Annotated in this window: 17 protein-coding genes; 11 read left to right on the top strand and 6 right to left on the bottom strand. The window is 61.7% G+C overall.

Annotated elements, in window-relative coordinates; all coding sequences use genetic code 11:
- Positions 1-100 precede the first annotated feature (100 nt).
- Genes JMJ95_RS09290 through JMJ95_RS09270 form a run of 5 tightly spaced genes read left to right on the top strand, consistent with a single transcriptional unit; the run spans position 101 to position 3866 of the window.
- A complete protein-coding gene (locus JMJ95_RS09290; protein WP_290684752.1) occupies positions 101-424 on the top strand; it encodes a hypothetical protein in 324 nt (107 codons plus the stop codon).
- A 34-nt stretch (positions 425-458) separates the two neighbouring features.
- Positions 459-1208: a 5-oxoprolinase subunit PxpB gene (gene pxpB, locus JMJ95_RS09285; protein ID WP_290684750.1), complete on the top strand. Its 750-nt coding sequence runs from the start codon at positions 459-461 to the stop codon at positions 1206-1208.
- The gene (locus tag JMJ95_RS09280; protein ID WP_290684748.1) at positions 1205-2299 is read left to right on the top strand and encodes a biotin-dependent carboxyltransferase family protein; all 1095 of its coding nucleotides are present in this window, start codon (positions 1205-1207) and stop codon (positions 2297-2299) included. Before pxpB ends, JMJ95_RS09280 begins: the two co-directional genes overlap by 4 nt.
- A complete protein-coding gene (locus JMJ95_RS09275; protein WP_290684746.1) occupies positions 2299-3072 on the top strand; it encodes a 5-oxoprolinase subunit PxpA in 774 nt (257 codons plus the stop codon). The genes JMJ95_RS09280 and JMJ95_RS09275 overlap by 1 nt, the downstream gene beginning before the upstream one ends.
- Positions 3069-3866, top strand: coding sequence for a putative hydro-lyase (locus JMJ95_RS09270; RefSeq protein ID WP_290684745.1), 798 nt, complete (start codon positions 3069-3071; stop codon positions 3864-3866). Before JMJ95_RS09275 ends, JMJ95_RS09270 begins: the two co-directional genes overlap by 4 nt.
- Before the next feature lie 61 nt (positions 3867-3927).
- Here the strand turns inward: JMJ95_RS09270 and JMJ95_RS09265 are convergent, their stop codons facing one another.
- From JMJ95_RS09265 to lysW, 6 genes are read right to left on the bottom strand one after another with little or no spacing between them, the layout of a single operon-like run.
- Positions 3928-4971: a M20/M25/M40 family metallo-hydrolase gene (locus JMJ95_RS09265; RefSeq protein ID WP_290684743.1), complete on the bottom strand. Its 1044-nt coding sequence runs from the start codon at positions 4969-4971 to the stop codon at positions 3928-3930.
- On the bottom strand, positions 4968-6092 hold the full coding sequence (locus tag JMJ95_RS09260) for an aminotransferase class III-fold pyridoxal phosphate-dependent enzyme (RefSeq protein ID WP_290684742.1): 1125 nt from the start codon (positions 6090-6092) through the stop codon (positions 4968-4970). The genes JMJ95_RS09265 and JMJ95_RS09260 overlap by 4 nt, the downstream gene beginning before the upstream one ends.
- Positions 6062-6910 carry a uridylate kinase gene (locus tag JMJ95_RS09255; RefSeq protein ID WP_290684741.1) on the bottom strand — a complete coding sequence of 283 codons (849 nt, stop codon included), beginning with the start codon at positions 6908-6910 and terminating at the stop codon, positions 6062-6064. The genes JMJ95_RS09260 and JMJ95_RS09255 overlap by 31 nt, the downstream gene beginning before the upstream one ends.
- Before the next feature lie 20 nt (positions 6911-6930).
- On the bottom strand, positions 6931-7980 hold the full coding sequence (gene argC, locus JMJ95_RS09250; RefSeq protein WP_290684740.1) for an N-acetyl-gamma-glutamyl-phosphate reductase: 1050 nt from the start codon (positions 7978-7980) through the stop codon (positions 6931-6933).
- A complete protein-coding gene (gene lysX, locus JMJ95_RS09245; RefSeq protein ID WP_290684739.1) occupies positions 7977-8837 on the bottom strand; it encodes a lysine biosynthesis protein LysX in 861 nt (286 codons plus the stop codon). The genes argC and lysX overlap by 4 nt, the downstream gene beginning before the upstream one ends.
- Entirely contained in the window at positions 8838-9011 is a 174-nt protein-coding gene (gene lysW / locus JMJ95_RS09240; protein WP_290684738.1) for a lysine biosynthesis protein LysW, read from the bottom strand. It lies immediately after the preceding gene.
- Between the two features lie 509 nt (positions 9012-9520).
- Between lysW and JMJ95_RS09235 the strand changes: the two genes are divergently transcribed.
- From JMJ95_RS09235 to JMJ95_RS09210, 6 genes are all read left to right on the top strand, one after another.
- Positions 9521-10159, top strand: a complete 639-nt coding sequence (locus tag JMJ95_RS09235) for a class II aldolase/adducin family protein (RefSeq protein ID WP_290684737.1) — start codon at positions 9521-9523, stop codon at positions 10157-10159.
- A 33-nt stretch (positions 10160-10192) separates the two neighbouring features.
- Entirely contained in the window at positions 10193-11575 is a 1383-nt protein-coding gene (locus tag JMJ95_RS09230; protein WP_290684735.1) for a sodium:solute symporter family protein, read from the top strand.
- A gap of 533 nt (positions 11576-12108) precedes the next feature.
- Entirely contained in the window at positions 12109-14277 is a 2169-nt protein-coding gene (locus JMJ95_RS09225; protein WP_290684733.1) for a TolC family protein, read from the top strand.
- Positions 14274-15371: an HlyD family efflux transporter periplasmic adaptor subunit gene (locus JMJ95_RS09220; RefSeq protein WP_290684731.1), complete on the top strand. Its 1098-nt coding sequence runs from the start codon at positions 14274-14276 to the stop codon at positions 15369-15371. The genes JMJ95_RS09225 and JMJ95_RS09220 overlap by 4 nt, the downstream gene beginning before the upstream one ends.
- 13 nt (positions 15372-15384) lie before the next feature.
- Positions 15385-16752: a diguanylate cyclase gene (locus JMJ95_RS09215; protein ID WP_290684730.1), complete on the top strand. Its 1368-nt coding sequence runs from the start codon at positions 15385-15387 to the stop codon at positions 16750-16752.
- A 6-nt stretch (positions 16753-16758) separates the two neighbouring features.
- The gene (locus tag JMJ95_RS09210; protein ID WP_290684728.1) at positions 16759-18096 is read left to right on the top strand and encodes a glycosyltransferase; all 1338 of its coding nucleotides are present in this window, start codon (positions 16759-16761) and stop codon (positions 18094-18096) included.
- The last annotated feature ends 93 nt before the right edge of the window (positions 18097-18189 follow it).

Raw genomic sequence — 18189 nt, 5'->3', positions numbered from 1 at the left:
AACGGGAAAAAGAGCTTCAACCGCCTGAAAAGGAGAAAAAACCATAGGGACGGGGAAACGAAAAGGGTTCACTTCCCCGTCCGGGGACCTGTCTCTTCTCTTGGGGAACGAACCTGCGGATTTAGGGCTGTTCGGCGTGGTTGACAAGTACTACCGGTTCTGGATCATCGGGTTCATCATCGCCTCCACGTCCATCCTGACGCTTATCGGCCGTCCCGTGAGGCTTCTTATTGTGGCCGGATCCCTCAACGGCCTCATTCTTCCTCTGTCCCTGAGCTGCGTGCTTCTTGCCGCCTATAAGAAGGAAGTGGTGAAGGATTACCTCCACCCCATGTGGATGACCGCTCTCGGATGGGTCATCGTGGTCTTCACGGCCTGGATGGGCTTCAATTCCTTCGCCGGAATAGTGAAACTGTTCCAGTAGCGGCGGGATATACAGGATCGGAGGAGGTGTTCGAGTGGAGGGGAAAAAATATCCGAGAATCCTGACGGCCGGTGACGGATGCGTGGTGGCGGAATTCGGCGATTCCATCGACATGGAGATAAACTCCCGGGCGGCCGCCCTCGGGAACGCCGTCATGAGGCTCGGTTTTCCCGGAGTACTTGATGCCGTTCCCACGTATCGCTCCCTGGCGGTGTACTTCGACCCGGTGGCGACGGATGTGAAACGGCTCTACTCAAGGCTGGAGGATCTGTGCGGGAAAGAAGGGCCGGCTGCGGGCCATGAAAAACGGCGGACCATCGTGGTTCCCACCCTCTACGGGGGAGAATGGGGCCCCGATCTCGACGATGTGGCCGAACATACAGGTTTCCCGGCGGAAGAAGTGATACGGCGCCATTCCGGCCGGGAATGCTACTGTTACATGCTGGGGTTTACTCCGGGGTTCCCGTACCTTGGCGGCATGGACCCGGCTCTTGAAACGCCCCGGCTGAAGAACCCCCGGGAGGTCATCCCCGCCGGGGCGGTGGCCATCGGAGGAAAGCAGACCGGCATCTATTCCATAGCGAGCCCCGGAGGGTGGAGAATCATCGGCAGGACGCCCATGCGGCTGTTCGACCCCGACAGGGATCCGCCCATTTTTCTCGAGGCGGGCATGTGGATACGGTTCCGTCCCATAGACAAGGCCGAGTTCGACGAGATTGAAGCGGCATCCAAAGAAGGGGGCTACCGTCCGGAAATTTTCGAGGAAGAGGTGGCGCCCTCATGAGTGCCCTTGTTTTGGAATGCCGGCTTCCCGGCATGTTTACCACCGTTCAGGACAGCGGCAGATGGGGCTACCAGGGGAAAGGAATGCCTGTAGCGGGGGCAATGGACCTTCATGCTTTCAGGCTGGGAAATATTCTCGCGGGCAACGATGAGAACGATGCGGCCCTCGAGGTGACTCTCCTCGGGCCCACCCTCTTCGTGGCGGAAGGGGAGGGGATCGTTGCGGTGACGGGGGCGGACCTCGGCTTCCAGGTCAACGGCCGGCCCGCCCCTCTGTGGGCAGCCCTGGCAGTAAAGGTAGGGGACACTCTCTCCTTTTCGGGTCCCAGGTCCGGATGCCGGGCTTACCTCTGTTTTTCCGGCGGAATCGATGTCCCCGTAGTCATGGAGAGCAGGTCCACCTATACCAGGGCCCTGGTGGGGGGTTTTCAGGGCCGTGCCCTGAAAAAGGGAGACAGCGTCCGCTGCGGCGAACCCCTGCCCCTGTGGAGAAGGTGCGAAGGGCTCGTGTGCCCGGAGGGGCTCCGGCCGGCCTATTCACCCGACGCTCCCCTCCGGGTCGTTCCCGGCCCCCAGGACGATCTCTTCACCGACAAAGGAAAAGAAACCTTTTACGGGTCGGAATACTCGGTCTCCAACAGCGCCGACAGGATGGGATACCGCTTGGACGGTCCCGAAATCGAACACGCCGGCGGGGCGGACATCATCTCCGATGCCGTCCCCCTCGGCGCGGTGCAGGTGCCGGGCCACAGGCAGCCCATCGTCATGCTCGCCGACAGGCAGACCACGGGAGGGTACGCAAAGATCGGCGTGGTCTGCTCGGTGGACATCGCCGCCCTGTCACAGCGGCTTCCGGGGCAGAAGGTCCGCTTTCAGAAAATATCCCTGGACGATGCCCTGGCCCTCGCCCGGGAAGAGGCGGGAAAAAGGGACGAGATGCGCCGCCTGAGAGCCCTGTGGCGGTCCGCTCCAAAGGAGGTCGCCCCGGAAGCGGCGGACGAGGGGGCCCATCCGTTCCGGGGTGAGGCGCTGATCCGGGTGGACGGCGAAGAACACAGAATTTCGTGGGAAGAGATCCGGGAGGTGGAATGATGTCAAGAATTGACCTGAACAGCGACCTCGGCGAGAGCTTCGGCCCGTGGAAAATGGGCATGGACGCCGAGGTAATGGAAAGTGTCTGTTCCGCCAACGTGGCCTGCGGTTTCCATGCGGGAGACGCGGAAGTGATGATCAAAACGGTGAAGGCGGCCAAGGCCGCCGGCGTGGCCGTGGGAGCCCACCCCGGGCACCCCGATCTCCAGGGGTTCGGGCGGCGCACCATGGCCGTCACCCCTGACGAAGCCTATGCCTATACCCTCTACCAGATAGGCGCCCTCCAGGCGGTCTGCGCAGCCCAGGGAGTGCCCCTCGAACACGTCAAGGCCCACGGGGCCCTTTACAACCAGGCGGCCAAGGATCTTGCCCTGGCGAAGGCCATCGCCCAGGCGACGAAGGACGCGGGCGGAAACATCATTCTTCTCGGCCTGGCCAACTCTCTCTTCGAGCAGGCCGCCGCCGAAGCGGGCGTCCTGTATGCCGCCGAGGCCTTCGCGGACCGGGGGTACATGGACGACGGCTCCCTCGTCCCGAGAAGCAAGCCCGGTGCCTTCGTCCACGACCTGAAGGAAGCGGGGGAGCGCATGGTGCGCCTCGTGAAGGAGGGGGTCATCCGCTCTGCGGGAGGAAAGGACATTCATCTCACGGCTCATTCCATCTGCCTCCACGGCGACAACCCGGCGGCGGTGGAGATGGCCCGTCATATCCGGAAAACCCTTGAGGCAAACGGGGTGGAAGTGAGAAAAATACGAGAGGTGCTGAAGGGATGAAGGCCTTCGATTACGCCGGCGTTTCGCCCAGGGAAGTCCGGCAGATGATCCGGGAGGGAAAGTGGACCCTTCCCACGCCGGGCATGTGCAAGGGGCACGTCCAGGGGAACCTGGTGATCCTGCCCAAAGACCTGGCCTATGATTTCCTCGTCTTCGCCCAGAGGAACCCGAAGCCCTGCCCCATCCTCGACGTCACCGAGCCGGGAAATCCCGAGCCGAAGATCGTGGCCCCGGGAGCCGATCTCTCCACGGACCTGCCCCGATACCGGGTCTGGGTGAACGGCGAATGCGTCGAGGAACCTACTGACGTGAAGAAGTACTGGAGGAACGACCTGGTGGGCTTCCTCCTGGGGTGCTCCTTCTCCTTCGAGGGGGCCCTGCTCGAGGCAGGCATTCCGGTGCGTCACATCGAACAGAACCGAAACGTCCCCATGTACATCACCAACATCCAGTGCGCTCCCGCCGGAGCCCTGAAGGGCCCCATGGTGGTGAGCATGCGTCCCATCCCCGCCGCCCAGGTGCCCAAGGCGGTCCTGTGCACGGGACGCTTCCCGGCGGTCCACGGGGCTCCTGTCCACATCGGCGACCCGTCCCTCATCGGCATAGCCGACGTGAACAAGCCCGACATGGGCGACCCGGTGGACATCAACCCGGGGGAGGTGCCCGTCTTCTGGGCCTGCGGCTGCACGCCCCAGGCCGCCATCATGGCGGTGAAGCCCCCCTTCTGCATCACCCACGCCCCGGGGCATATGTTCATCGCCGACCCGAAGGATGCGGACTACGCCGTCTTCTGATCCGCCTTTGTCGCACAGCTGAACCGGAGGGAGGGAAGAAAGTCCCTCCCTCCGGTTTTTTCTATCCCGCCAGTATGAGCGGAAGAGCTTGGTCGAGGACCGCCACGGAGGCATGAAAATCGGCGAGGGGGATGCGCTCCTCGGACGTGTGGTCCAGTTTGCTGTCGCCGGGTCCGTAGGCCGCCATGGGGCAGTTCCACGCCGACGCGAGGTTGAAGTCGGCGGTGCCCCCTTTGGCAAGGACCCGGGGAGTATTTCCGTTTTTCCGTATGGCCAGGCGGAGCGCCCGGGCCACGGGGTTGTTTTTGTCTTCCACGTGGGGCGGCGTCACGCCCCGGAACGTTATGGACACCCCCCGCCTTCCTGCGGCTGCCCGGAGGAACTCCATCCACTCCTCGGGACGGCTGCCTTCGGGAAGGCGGATGTCGAGCTCCGCCGTTCCGGATCGTTCCCCCTTTTCCGTTCCTTCCATGGAAACCACGGCGCCGGAGGGGCGGCGGATAACCGGCAGCGCCGGATCGTCCAGGCTGTCCACCAGGTCCAGGATGTCGGCGGCGCACCGCAGGACTCCCGTAATGGGTCCCGCATTGCCGCTCCTGTGGGCCCCTCCGTCGGAGGCTGCCAGCACCGCCCGGAGGCTGCCCCGATAGCCGATGGTCACACCGTCCGTCCCGGAGGGTTCCCCGATGATGCAGGCGGCGGGGCGATGCCTGGGAATCCGGTGGAGGGCGCCCCGGGAGTCGGCCTCCTCCCCGGTGGCCGCCACAAGGGTGACGGTCCAGTCCCCGGGGAGGGATACCCGTCCGCCGGAGGCGGCGAAGGCGCACAGGGGCCCCTTGGCATCCACTGTTCCCCGTCCCCAGAGAACGTCCCCTTCAAGGCGGTGTTCCGGGCCTCCGGGCACGGTGTCGATATGCCCCAGGAGCACCAGCTCCCTCGGGCCCCGGCCCCGCCTGGCCACCACGCTCCCCGCGCCGTCCGTCTCGACCCGCTCCCACCCGAGGGAGGGCAGTACGCCCGCGAGGTAGGAGCAGGCAGCTTCCTCCCGGCCGCTCGTGCTCGGGATGGATACAAGCCGGGAAAAAACGGTCACCAGGGCAGTCATTCCGCTCCCTCCTGCAGGGTTTCGGCAAAGAGGGCCGCCGCCCGGTCGAAATCTTCCTTCTCCGCTGTGAAGGGGGCAAGGAACCGGACCACCGACGGCCCGGCGGGGAGGGCCAGGAGTCCTTTTTCCTGCAGGCGCTTCACCACGGGAACGGCCTTTCCCCGAAGTTCCACGCCGTTGAGGAGCCCCCGTCCCCGGACATCGGTGATGAGGGGAGAGCCGATTTCCGAAAGGAGGCCCCGGAAATAGGCTCCCATGGCCTCTGCCTTCGCGGGGTACCCTTCGTCCTTCAGCAACTTCAGTGAAGCGTCCCCCAGCGCCGCGGCGAGGGGGTTGCCTCCGTAGGTGGAGCCGTGTCCCGATGGGGGAAAATCTCCCAGCTCCTGTTTCCACAGGGTCAGTCCCGCCGGCAGGCCTCCTGCGACTCCCTTGGCGAAGCAGAGTATGTCCGGATCGAGGCCCGCGCCGGAAGAGGCGGTAAAATCGCCGCACCGCCCCCACCCGCTCTGGATTTCGTCGCAGACGAGCAGGGCCCCCGCATCCCGGCAGGCTTCCGTTATCCTGGTGCCCAGTTCCGGGGCAAGAGGATAGACTCCACCCTCTCCCTGGACGGGCTCCACGAAGACCGCCGCCGTATCCCCGTCCACCGCGCCGGGGAGCTCCTCGGGCCTGACGTGGGTCACCGGGGCGAGAATACGGGTCCAGTCCTTCCGGTACTGGGGGTTGAAAGTGAGGGAAAGGGCCCCCAGCGTCCGGCCATGGAAGGCCCGCCGCAGGGCAAGCACCTTTTTCCTGCCCGGACGGAGGGAGATGGCCAGCTTGAGGGCCGCCTCCACCGATTCGGCTCCGCTGTTGCAGAAAAAGACGGCCCGGCCCGGGAGTTCCTCCGAAAGGCGCTGCCGGAAGGCATCCCTGGCCGGAGAGCCCATTCCCGGTCCCACCGTCCACGGTAATTCCGCAGCTTTTCGCAGGGCCTCCACGAGCACCGGATGGCAGTGGCCGAAGAGGGCCGCGCCGCTCCCGCAGTAGAAGTCCAGGTACACTCTTCCCCGGTCGTCCCGGACGGCGGCTCCCGCTCCGGAAACGACCGTCAGCCCGCGGCTGCCATAGATCCCCGACACAGCAGGGTTCCTCCTCCGGACAGGCCCGATTCCACCGGCAACGGCGCCCGGCTGTCGGCTATCACGACGGCCCCGGCGCCCCCTTCAAGGGCTTCCCTGGCGGCCAGGAGCTTCCGCTTCATGTTCCCCTGGGCGCAGTTTTCCAGGTCGTCCCATCCGTCCAGGCTCCCCTCGTCGATTTTCGACGCCGGATCCCCCGGATCCCGGAGCAGTCCCGGCACGTTGCTCAGGATGGCCAGGACATCCGCTCCCACGGCTGCTGCTGCTGCTGCTGCGAGGCGGTCGCCGTCCACGTTGAGAATCCGTCCGCTCTCCGATTCGTCCGCCGCGAGGGGAGGAAGGAGGGGCAGGCCGCCCCTTTCCCATACGGCATGGATGTCCCCGGGATCGAAGGATACGATGGAACCGCTGTAGTTCCCCCGCAGAATGCGGACCTTCCCGTCCTCCACCGAGCGGAGGGCGTCCTTCCGTTTCGCCGCCGCGCCCTTCGAAGCAGGCGGGTAAAGAGGAACGGCATGGATTCCCATTTTCCCCAGGGTTCCCGCAAGTTGGACGGAAAAGCGGCAGCAGGCGGCCTCGAAGAGGGCCAGTTCCCCTTCGTTCACGAAACGGCTTCTGAACCCTCCGGGGCTTGTGACATAGAGGGGTTCCGTCCCGGCGGCCCGGGAAAGGTCCTCCATCATGGAACTGGCCCCGTGGGCGAGGATCCACTGTTCGCCACGCTCCATCCGTTCCCTTATCTCCTGGAGGAGGGAGAGGAAAACATTGCCTCTGGCCCCCCCTATTTTCACGACGCCACGTTGTATCCGGCGATTCATGGTCATTCCTCCTGCAGTTGTTATGCCGGGTAGACCGGCAGCATTCCGAGCCCGGCAGCCTCGTCCAGTCCCAGGAGAAGGTTCGCGGACTGGACCGCGCTTCCTGCGGCCCCTTTCATAAGGTTGTCGATGGCGGTCACCACCACGAGCCTTGTGCCGTCCTCGTGAAGGGTGAAGCCCGTGAGGGCCTGGTTGCTGCCCGTGACGAGCTTCGGTTCGGGCAGGCGGAGATGGGACGGCCTCGCGGGACAGAGGGAGACAAAGGGCTCTCCCGAATAGGCGCTCTTGTAGGCCTTCCACAGTTCCGCTTCCTTCACCCTGCGGGAGAGGGTCACATAGGCGATCATCTGGACGCCCCGAATCATCTCCACCGCCGTCATGGTCAGGGTCACTCTTTCTTCGGAGAGGTTCAGTTCCTGGAGGATCTCCGCAAGGTGCCTGTGGCGGAAGGGTTCGTACACCCTCAGGGCCCGGCTCCGGAAGGGATGGTGACTCCCGGCGGTGGGCGTTGCCCCTGCCTCGGAGGAGCCCACCCGGACCTCGATCCTCACGTCGCCGATCAGCCCGGCCCGGGCCAGGGGGTACAGTCCGAGGATGGAGCAGGACGCGTTGCATCCTACGCCGCTGGCCAGGTCCGCTCCCTTCAGCTTCTCCCGGTACAGTTCCGGAAGGCCGTAGACCGCTTTATCCAGCAGCTCGGGAAAGGGAGGAGCCGAACCGTACCATTTTTCAAAATCCACCGGATTCCTGAGGCGGACGTCCCCGGAAAGGTCGGCCACCTTCATTCCCCTGTCGAGGCATTCCCGGATCAGGGGGGCGGATGTCCCGTGGGGAAGAGCCAGGAAGGCAATATCCGCGGCAATGGCCTTTCCTTCCTCGGGGCTGCAGAAAGCCAGTTCCGGAAAACTCCCACGGAGATGGGGGTGGGTATGCCGGACCGGCTGGCCGGACCGGCTCCGCGAAACTGCCCCTTCCACTTGTATGAAAGGATGTCCCGCGAGAATCCTCAGGACCTCCCCTCCAGCCATGCCGTTGGCACCCCAGACGACTGCCCGGATCAAGGCGCTCATCCCTTCGCCTTGCCGGCCCCGGACACGAGGGACCAGGCATGTTCCACGAGCCGCCCCGCGATGTCCACGCCCGTCAGTTCACCGTCGGAGCTGCGGAACTCGGGCTGTCCGTTCACTTCGTTCACCATCCAGCCGCCTTCCGGTTTCTCGAAAAGGTCGACCGCTAGGACCTCTCCGCCGATGGCGTTCTGCACCCTGCCGAGAAGCGCCTTGATCTCGGGCGAGAGAGGGTAGTTGGCGGGAGTCGCGCCGCGAGCGGTGTTCGTGATCCAGTGGTCGCTGCACCGCTTGATGACCGTGAGCGCCTCTCCCCCGAGAAGGGTCGCCCGGAGGTCAAACCCCTTCTTCTCGACGTATTGCTGCATAAAAAGGACAGAGTGGGCGGCCCCCATGTGGACCTTGTGTTCCGCTACCGCCTCGAGGGCGTCCCTGTCGTTGATCTTCGCCAGGAGCCTGCCCCAGCTGCCTGTCGCCGGCTTGATCACCAGCGGATAGCCGAGGCGCTCCGCACCCTGGATCGCCCCCTCGGGAGAGAAGGCCACCGCATACTCCGGCTGCGGTATTCCTGCGGCGGAGAGCTTCGCAGCGGTGACGATCTTGTCGCCGCAGCGGGCCATGACGTCCGAAGAATTGATCGTCAGGACCCCCCGGGACTCCAGGAGGACCGCCAGGGCCGAGTTCTGGGTCTGGCTCACGCAACGGCACAGGGCGGCGTCCCCGGCTTCTCCTGGCACGTTGGGCCAGAGTCCGTCGGAGACGTTCACCGCCGAAAAGGGAATACCCCTCTCTTCCGCAGCCCGGAAGAGCAGCTTTTCTTCAGTCCTTAGCCTTGTATAAAAAATAAAAAGGCGGGACATTTATTCTCCCCAGTCTTCCTGCACTTCAGGGGCCTCGGCCACGACGACCGGGTTCAGGGAAACGACCTCGAGCTCCGTGCCGCAGTCCGGGCATATCAGAAGCTCACCCTCCATAACTTCGGCGGGCAGAGGGACATCTCCTTCACAGACGATGCACTGAACTTTTGTTGCCATATCACATTCCTCCCGAATAAAATTTTATAAAAACAGGAGAGATTTTAAACCTAGGTTTTATAAACGTCAATAGTAAAAAATAAAATTTATTTTTTGGGGGGGTGGCCGGAAAAGAGATAATGGGCGAGAACGGGTTTCAGTGCCCGGCTCCTGAATCCGCACCCCAGCGGGGAGCGTCACCGGGGGCCCCTTGGGGAGGGGTGCGGATTGTCGTCCCTGACAACTGCCCGGGCGAGCCCCGCGGCTCCCTGCGTTCGCCGGCTGCCTGCCTGTGAAAGCGACATCCGCGTCGGTTTCTCTCCCCTCAGGCGCCCTCCCCTCAGGGGATTCATCCGCAAAGAGCGCGGAGCGGGATCTCTTCGCCCCCGGAGAGGGTGAAGAGATCGTATGCCCGGCGACACTCCCTCTGCCTGAAAAATTAGCGGATTTAGGGTTTTCGGGACGATTCCCGACCCTCTTCTTTTTATGGTAGTATACAGTACGATGATCGTTCAGGGAGATGATTGCTCATGGTGATCGGCCGAGAAGCAGAAAGGGAGCAAGTCGCCTCCGTCATGAGGCGGCTGTACCGCCGGGGACTGACAACCTGCTCCGGGGGCAACGTGAGCCTCCGGTGCGGCGATGTTGTGCTCATAACGCCCTCCGGAACGGACAAGGGGGAAATCACCGCCGGCGAGATCGGGGCCGTGACTCCGGACGGAGAAAATCTCCTTCCGGGGCTGAAGCTCAGCATCGAAACGGAGATGCACCTGGAAGTCTACCGGAACCGCCCCGACGTGAACGGAGTCGTCCATGCTCACCCGGTAACGGCCTCCGCCTTTGCGGCCCTTGACAGGGACATCGAAACCCGGCTCACCGCCGAGACCCGGCATGTCCTGGGGAAGCCGGTGAGGGCAGTCTACGCCCTTATGGGGACGAAGGAACTCGCCCGCGTGGTCGGGCAGGCGGTCAGGAAGGGAAACGTGGTGATCATGGAAAACCACGGCGCTCTTACAGCAGGGGAAACTCTCTTCCAGGCCTTCGACAGGATGGAACTCCTCGAGGCCGCCGCGAAAATGACCTGGATCACCCACACCATGGGATCGCCCCGGCCCCTGTCGGAAGCCAGGATAAAGGAAATCGAAGAGGTATACGGCAGGCGGAAATGACCGCCGTGCACAATAATTGAAGAAGGTGTTCTTATGTTCGCCGCGTCAGCCCTCGGCATTCTGGCTGTTTTTTTCTTTTTCGGCATTTTGTCCTCCGGAAAAGCGAGCTCTTCATCGGAGTATTCTGTAGCCGGCAGAAAAGCGACTGCCGGAGGCGTTTCCGGCATCATCCTCGGCAGCCTCGTTGGAGGCTCTTCCACCGTCGGCACTGTGCAGATGGCCTACCATTACGGCCTGTCCGCCTGGTGGTTCACCCTGGGGGGCGGCATCGGCTGTCTCATCATGGGGCTGTGGTTCGTCAAGCCTCTGAGAGCAACGGAGCTTATCACCCTTCCCCAGTTCCTCGGCCGCCATTTCGGGCAGGGATCGGCGTTTCTCTCCGCCGTGACCACCGCCCTGGGATCCTTCATCGCCCTCATTGCCCAGTTCCTTGCCGGGACAGCGCTGCTGGGCTCGGTCTTCCCCTTCCCCTCGTGGGTGTCCGCCGTTTTCATGGCGGTGCTCATTCTGGCCTTTGCCTACGGCGGAGGGATCAAGAGTTTCAGCAGGCTGGGAAAGGCGAAGATCATCTTTCTCTACGGGGTCATGATCCTCTGCGTCGGGGCCGCGTTCCTCGCGGGACAGACCCCTTCGATGCTCGTCCGGTCTCTCCCCGCCGACCCCTTCTTCAACTTATTCGCCCGAGGCGTGGCCAGGGACCTTGGCGCCTTCACCTCGCTGCTCTGCGGTGTCCTGTGCGGCCAGATCTACATCCAGGCGGTCTACGCAGCCTCTTCCGACGCCACCGCCCGGAAGGGGTGCCTCCTGGCCTCCATGATCACTCCTCCCTTGGGGCTTCTCGGCGTCTGGATCGGCCTGGCTCTCCGGAACTCCGGTGTGCCAGTGGAAGCATCCCAAGCCCTTCCCTTCTTCATACGGACCTACTTCCATCCCGTCGTCGCCGGGCTGCTGTGGTCGGGCATCATGATCACCGTCCTGGGGACGTCGGTGGGGATCACCTTCGGCGTGGCCACTAACCTCACCCGGGACATGTACCTGAAGACGAAACGGGCTGCGGCCTACGACGACGCGAAAATTCTTTTCGCCAGCAGGATTACCGTCCTCGGAACGGTAACCGCCGCCGGGCTGATCGCCCTCGCGGCGGGGAAAAGCATGATCCTCCAGTGGGCCTACCTCGGCATGGGCATCAAGGGGGCGGGCATCATCATTCCTCTCATTGCTGCGGTCTTTCTGCCCGGAAGGCTGCCGGCCGTCTGGAGCCTTCTTTCCGGAACATGCGGCCTTGCGGGGGTTTTTATCGGGGCGGCGTTCTTCAAGGACACGGATCCCCTGCTGCCGGGGCTGGCTCTTTCGGGACTGGCGGCTCTCGCCGGTCTTCTTGCAGGAAGAAGGCAGACCGGTCTCCCGGAACGATAGGCCACTGTAGGGGAAACACGGACTTCCCGGGATCTTTTTTAAGGGAAAGCGCGTATTCTCCCGGGGGAAGGTATTCGGCGATCCGGACGGGTAAGAGCGGAAGTTCCAGTTCCTAAATCCGCTAATTTCCAGGCAGAGGGAGTGCCGCCGGGTATAAGGATTTGCCCTCCCCGGGGGCGAAACCATTTCGCTCCGCGCTCTTTGCGGATGAATCCCCTGAGGGGAGAGAAACCGACACGGATGTCGGTTTTTCAGGCAGGCAGCAGGCGAACGCGGGGAGCCTCGGGACTCGCCTTGGCAGTTGTCAAAGGCGACAATCCGCACCCCCCGTCCAAGCGGTCCCCGGTGTCGCTCCCCGCTGAGGTGCGGATTTAGGATTTAGGTTCACCCATAATAGACAAGGAATGATGTCCGATGGTAGAATACATAAAAATTTTAGCCTATTCAGGACAGGCTTTCTTTCAAATTGTATGATTCCATGGTTTTGTTTCGAATCCATATTCAATGACAAAGAATGTGTTTTTTACAGGGAGTTGTCACATGAAACGAATACTGCTTGCCTTGTTTGTGCTTTTTTTCTCCGGGAATACAGCTTTGCTGAACCTCGGATTGCTCTTCGTGACCTCGAAAGTGAACTGACCGCCTCTCCCGAGGTACTGGCGGCAGCGGCATCACTATCGGAGAGCAGGGCCATCGAAGAGCGCCAGAAGATGACCGGTGGGTCCAGGTTTTTCGGCGAACTCTCCCTAAGCGGTCTCAATGAGCCCGCTTCCAGGAGCGATACCTCGGTCCTGGAAGGCTATTCGAAGCTGTGGGTCAGAGGCGGCGTCTCCATTCCTCTCTTCGGTACCTGGCGAAAAGAACGGATAAGGGAACTGGAAAGCCGGATTCTGTCCCTCGAGGAGGAGCTTCGTCTCCTCGCGGTACGGAAAGCGAATCTCACAGCCCTCAGGAAGGCCTATGCTCTGCTGTGGACGATACAGGAGAGGAAGTCGCTCCTCGAGCGCTTTCTTGCCCTTGAGGAGCGGATAATGCCGCTCCTCGCGAAGAGGGCGGAGGAGGGGTTTCTTCTCGAACGGGACCGCCTCGAGATGGAGAGCTGGTTTGCCTTTGCCCGCAGAGAAGCTGCAGCGGATGCCTCCCTGAAAGAGGAGTGTCTTGCCCTTATACGGAAGGCGACCGGCCGGGGTGGTCTTTCCGATCTGGAGGTCCTCTTCCCGCACCTTGAACCCCGTTTCTTTTCCGAAGATGTCCTTGCCCGCGCCGCCGGGGAGGAAAACAGGGAACTGCAGATTCTCACCGAGGCCGCTGAGACGAAACGGGAGATAGCGCGCCGGGTTCCCAAGGCCCAGTACGACGCCTACCTCAGGGCGGGCTACGGTTTTTCCTCCGAGTTTCCGGGGAGGAACGGCACGGAGGCATTTCTTTCCATAGCTTTCGATGTGCCTTTCAGGGAAGGCCGGACTGCTTCCGCAGCGGGACGGGCCGCCAGGGCAGGTGCAGAGAAGGCCGGGCACGAAATGGAGGCGCGGCGCCTTGCTATCGTAGGGGACATTCGGGGGGGAATTCTCCGCTTCGACTCCGCCGCGGCCCAGCGAGCCTTTGCCATGGCCAATGCCCGGTCGGCGGCGGAGGCTGTACGGGCGGACAGGCTCCGGTATAGCCTTCTCCCCGGAGATGTGCTGGAGCAGCTCTTCAGGAGCCTGTTCATCTACTTTTCGTCTGCCCTGGATTTTGTCGACAGTGAAGGGGCACTACTCCAAGCCCACTGCGAACTCCTTGGAATGCTGCCTGAGACCGGGGACCGCGGAGAGGGAAAGGAAATCGCCTCCTTTTTCCCTGAAGAGCCCGAACGGCATCGTCTCCTGGCCCCTTCGTGGCTTGCCTTTCCATCGGAGTCTCCCTCAGCACCTGCCGTCGGCAAGCCGGTCCTTTCCCCTAAGGGACAGATGTTTTATTTCTGGAAGGGAGACGATCTGCTGTATCCGGGAAAGGGGAGGGCCTTTTTCGAACAGGCAGCCAAAGAGGGTGTCTCGGGGATACTTGTCTCCTTTTCACCCCGGGGCATCGCCTTCCTGAGAACCGCAGGGGGGAAGGCCCGCCTGGATGAGGCCCTAGAAGCTGCACGCAGGGCCGGCGTCAGGGCAGAGCTTCTTCTTGGGGATCCTTCGTGGATCCTTGCCGCCCACAGAAAGGAACTTACGGATCTCGTAAGGGAACTGGGCGGATTTGCCTTTTCGGGAATCCACCTTGACCTTGAGCCGGATCAGCTGCCGGACGCCGAAGCACGCCGCATGGAACTGCTTCTGTCCCTCACGGAGACCGTCCGCGAGGTGAAGAGAGCCGCCAGGCTGCCCGTTTCTCTTTCCGTCCATCCCCGCTATCTTGAGGGAAGTCTCGGCCCCGTTGCTGCAAAGGGCTTCGGAGCCGCTGGAGTGGATGAAATTGCCGTTATGATCTATTCCACGAAGGTTGACTCCGTTGCCTCGAGGATGAAAGCCATTCTCTCCTCCTGGCCGGGGCTGCGTTTCCGGCTCGCCCTTTCCGTGGAAAGGGAGCTGCCCCCCTCGGAAAGTTTTTTCAAGGGAGGAAAGAAGAGTTTCCTTGAGGCTGTCGATTTTCTTCAGGGGGAGCTGGCTTCTTCCTCCTTTGCCGGTACGGTAGTGCAGTCATGGGAAAACTACAAGGAGATGGCCCGATGAAAGTCAGGTTTGATTCACCGAAAAAGCAGAATCCCGATGAAGATGGAGGTCTTCTCGTCAGGTATGGTCCTGCGAAGCGGGCGGTACCGAAATGGAGGTGGTACATCCTCGTCCTGGTCATTTCGTCCCCCCTTCTCTTCCTTCTCTGGCGGGTCGGGGCCGCCATGTTTTTAATAAATGCCCCGGGAGTCATTTCCCTGGAGAAGGTCAGCATCAACAGCCCCTTCCCCGCGGTGGTGGAGAAAATTTACGTGTCCCCCGGCGCCAGGACGGCTCTCGGCGACCTGCTCATACGCCTGGAAGACCCTGTGGTGACCCAGAGGATCTACGTCCTGCAGGCGGAACTGGAGGCACTGAAGGTCGGAGTGCCCGGTGCGGCGGGGAACTTCCCTCCCAGGGCCGTATTTGCCGGAGTCCGCATAGCGGAGGAGAGCGTAAGGTACCAGAAAGGATACAGGGATTCGGTACAGTATCTCTTCAGGCAGGGAGCCGCCACAAGGGCTGAAGCCGACGCCGCCGAGGACAGGTACAGGCAGGCCCTTGCAGCCCTGGCTGAGGCCAGGGCTGCAAGGGCCCTTCTCCAGGTGCCGGATCTGTCCAGGCTGGAGTCAGCGGCCCAGAGAAATACAAGGATCGCCCAGATTGAGGCGGAATTGAAAGGGCTGGAAGAACGGAAGGGATTTTTCTCCGTGGTCAGCCCCGGCGAAGGACGGGTGCTGGACGTTTTTCCCACCGAGGGACAATCCGTCGCCGGGGGAGCCCCCCTGGTTCTCCTGGGGCGACCCCAGTCCATGAAGGTGATGGCCTACCTGCAGCCAAGGCACATTTCCTATGCGAAGGAGGGCGAGAAGGTTATCGTGCGCCTGCCGGGAAGCCTTTCGGTTTCCGGCAAGGTTTCTGCGGCGCCGGAAATCGCCGCCCGCATTCCGGCGGAACTTGCCGGCGTACTGGCGGAGGGAAAGCAGGCACTGCTCGTCAGGATCGATCTCGATGAACCCCTTGCCGGTCACCTTCGCGTCGAGGGACTGCCGGTGTCCGTCCATTTCGGTTTTTCTCTCCGGAAAAGCCTGCAGCTTCTCTCCGGGGAACCATGACAGGAGGGAAAGCATGAAAGACCAGGGAAGCGAACATGTCTCAGAAATGAATCTTTTCTTTCTCACGGGTCCCGGGGACCTTCCCGCAGCCCTCTCCTCGGGTGAGGGGCTCCCCGACGGCTTTATCCTCGGCAGGTGCGGATCCGGCAGCGAATGCGGCCATATGCTCAGGGAGCTCCGGAAGGGAGACGAAACGGCCCTTCTGCCTGTTTTTCTGAAGGATTTCTCGTCGGACAGGGAGCAGGAGGCGGCGGACGGACCGGCCAGGACGAGAGATGAGATGGAAAAGCTTGCCCTCAAGATAGGAAACAGGCTGCGGGATGTGGATGAACAGGCTCTCCGAAAAAGCCTCGATCTCAGGCTCCTGGCCTTTCTCTATTCCCGGGAGGGGAAAAAACTCAGACCTGTTCTCGACCCATTTTCCAGGGAGCTTTATTCCTATCCTCTCGCGGATTATCTCTCGGGCGGGCTGATGGATTCGTCCAGGTGGCTGTCCGAGCTGCTCGAGAAAGGTTACCTGGAAGAAGAGACCCTTACCGACAGGATCCGGGCGTGTCCGAAATGCGACGGTGCCCACCTGAATTACGTGGATGTCTGTCCCTTCTGCAGAAGCATGGACATCCGCCGGGTTCCATTCGTTCACTGTTTCACATGCGGAAGGGTAGGCCCCCAGGAGGCCTTTGTAAGGGAGGGGTCCATGCAGTGCCCCTTCTGCGGCGCAAGGCTCCGCCATATCGGTTCGGATTATGACAGGCCCATGGATAATTACCTCTGCACCTCCTGTTCCCAGACTTTTGCGGAACCGGATGTCTCGTGCAGGTGTTTCCTCTGCGGTACATGGAGCCCGGTGGATGGGCTGTCGGTGCGCTCTTTCAGGGAGTATTCCCTCTCCGACAAGGGAATAATTGCCGTCAGGAGCGGAAACACGGATGATTTGTATTCTGTCTTCGATGCCCTGAACTATACCAAGCCGGAACCGTTCCGCTATATCCTCGACTGGCAGCTCCAGCTCTCCGAGAGACCACCTGCGGAGCCCTTCAGCCTTATGGTCATTTCCTTCCCCAACGCCGAAAAGGTCAGGGAAACGGTCGGCCGGAAAAAGGTGACGGAGATAATGGAGAGCGTGGCGAAGCGTCTTCGGGAGAACATCAGAAAAACAGATATCAGCACAAGGACGGCGGAAAACGATCTTCTCCTTCTTCTTCCCAAGACGGGAGAAAAGGGCTGTACCGTTCTGGCGTCAAAAGTGAGGGCGCTTGAAAAGGAGACCCGGCAGCCCGACGGCCTCGTCCTGGAAATTTCCGTGAAAACGATGGTCTTTCCCAGGGACAGGGTGGAGGGAGAAGACGCCGTGCTTCTTATGGAACGGCTGAAGGGCTGACCGTTCATGGATGATTGGCTTCTTTTCCTTTTCCGGGGTCTGCGGGCCTTTGTCGATGATCCCCTCGCCTCCGAGTTCTGGGTGGTCGTCTTCAGGTTCGTCCCCTTCATCCTTGCTCTGGAGCTGCCTTACTATCTCTTTGTTTTCTCCGGTATTCTCAGGTATCTCATCAGAAAGAGACATTCGGAGCCTTTGCGGTGTAACGTCTTTCCGCCCGTATCCTGCATCGTCACATGCTACTCGGAGGGAAAGGATATCCGGAAGACTATCAGGAGCCTGGCCGCGCAGCTTTATCCCGGAAAGATAGAGATCATCCCGGTCCTGGACGGCGCTTCGGACAACAAGCCCACCTACGACGCCGCCTATGAGATGGAGAAAGAGGTGGCCTCCCTCCCGGGAAGGGTGCTGAAATGCCTTCCCAAGTGGAAAAGAGGAGGGAGGGTTTCCTCCCTTAACTCCGGTTTCGCCCTCTCCACGGGAGACGTGGTCATGGCCATGGACGGCGATACTTCCTTCGACAACGACATGGTGGAAAATGCCGTCCGCCACTTCAGCGACCCCGACGTGATGTGCGTTTCGGGGTGCCTCCGGGTGCGTAACTGGAGGGATTCACCGGCGGCCGCACTTCAGGCCGTAGAGTACCTCGTGTCCATCCTCGCGAGCAAGACGGGGCTCAGCGAATTCAACGCGGTCAACAACATTTCCGGAGCTTTCGGCATCTTCAGGAGAGACGTTCTTACCCTCATCGGCGGGTGGGATGCCGGGACCGCAGAAGACCTGGATCTCACCCTCAGGGTGAAGAACTATTTCGGCAGGCACCGGAACCTGCGCATCGTCTTCGACCCAGAGGTGATGGGGCATACGGACGCTCCGGACACTTTCCGCGGTTTCTTCAGGCAAAGGCTCCGGTGGGACGGGGATCTTTTCTACCTCTACTTTCTCAAACATTTCCGGTCTTTCTCCCCGAGGCTCATGGGGTGGCCGAACCTCATCGTTTCCACGGTGGGCGGGCTGCTCTTCCAGATCGTCACGCCCCTGCTTCTGTTCCTCTACACCGTATTCCTTCTGGCGACCGTTCCCATGTCCGTCATCGGTGTCATAATGGGGCTCGTTTATCTTTTCTATTTCACTGTGGAGACCTTTTTCTTCCTCGTAACGCTCTTTTTCCTCTCCGAGCGCCCGCGGGAAGACGGCATGCTCATTCCCCTCCTTCCGCTCATGCCCGTTTTCACCTTCGTGACCCGGATCTGGTCCGCCTTTGCGATCCTCTGGGAAATGACCGGACGGGGCCATCTTGACACCGACATGGCTCCCTGGTGGGTGCTCAGGAAAACGAAATTCTGACCAGCGGAAGCGGAATGATCCGCCCTCCTGCCGATTCGGGGAGAGGGGAGATACTGCTATAATGCTCCTCTGATTTTCCGCCGGAAGTGAAGG

This window comes from Aminivibrio sp., assembly GCF_016756745.1.
In the GTDB taxonomy this organism is placed as follows: Bacteria; Synergistota; Synergistia; order Synergistales; family Aminobacteriaceae; genus Aminivibrio.
This window is presented reverse-complemented; position numbering and strand designations above follow the sequence as displayed.

Bases quoted from the DNA above. Each gene is read 5' to 3' on its own strand.
- JMJ95_RS09210 (WP_290684728.1), top strand. From the start codon at position 16,759: ATGGATGATTGGCTTCTTTTCCTTTTCCGGGGTCTGCGGGCCTTTGTC.
- JMJ95_RS09220 (WP_290684731.1), top strand. From the start codon at position 14,274: ATGAAAGTCAGGTTTGATTCACCGAAAAAGCAGAATCCCGATGAAGAT.
- lysX (WP_290684739.1), bottom strand. From the start codon at position 8,837: ATGTCCCGCCTTTTTATTTTTTATACAAGGCTAAGGACTGAAGAAAAG.
- JMJ95_RS09235 (WP_290684737.1), top strand. From the start codon at position 9,521: ATGGTGATCGGCCGAGAAGCAGAAAGGGAGCAAGTCGCCTCCGTCATG.
- JMJ95_RS09265 (WP_290684743.1), bottom strand. From the start codon at position 4,971: ATGACTGCCCTGGTGACCGTTTTTTCCCGGCTTGTATCCATCCCGAGC.
- lysW (WP_290684738.1), bottom strand. From the start codon at position 9,011: ATGGCAACAAAAGTTCAGTGCATCGTCTGTGAAGGAGATGTCCCTCTG.
- JMJ95_RS09215 (WP_290684730.1), top strand. From the start codon at position 15,385: ATGAAAGACCAGGGAAGCGAACATGTCTCAGAAATGAATCTTTTCTTT.
- argC (WP_290684740.1), bottom strand. From the start codon at position 7,980: ATGAGCGCCTTGATCCGGGCAGTCGTCTGGGGTGCCAACGGCATGGCT.
- JMJ95_RS09275 (WP_290684746.1), top strand. From the start codon at position 2,299: ATGTCAAGAATTGACCTGAACAGCGACCTCGGCGAGAGCTTCGGCCCG.
- JMJ95_RS09255 (WP_290684741.1), bottom strand. From the start codon at position 6,910: ATGAATCGCCGGATACAACGTGGCGTCGTGAAAATAGGGGGGGCCAGA.
- JMJ95_RS09230 (WP_290684735.1), top strand. From the start codon at position 10,193: ATGTTCGCCGCGTCAGCCCTCGGCATTCTGGCTGTTTTTTTCTTTTTC.
- JMJ95_RS09280 (WP_290684748.1), top strand. From the start codon at position 1,205: ATGAGTGCCCTTGTTTTGGAATGCCGGCTTCCCGGCATGTTTACCACC.
- JMJ95_RS09270 (WP_290684745.1), top strand. From the start codon at position 3,069: ATGAAGGCCTTCGATTACGCCGGCGTTTCGCCCAGGGAAGTCCGGCAG.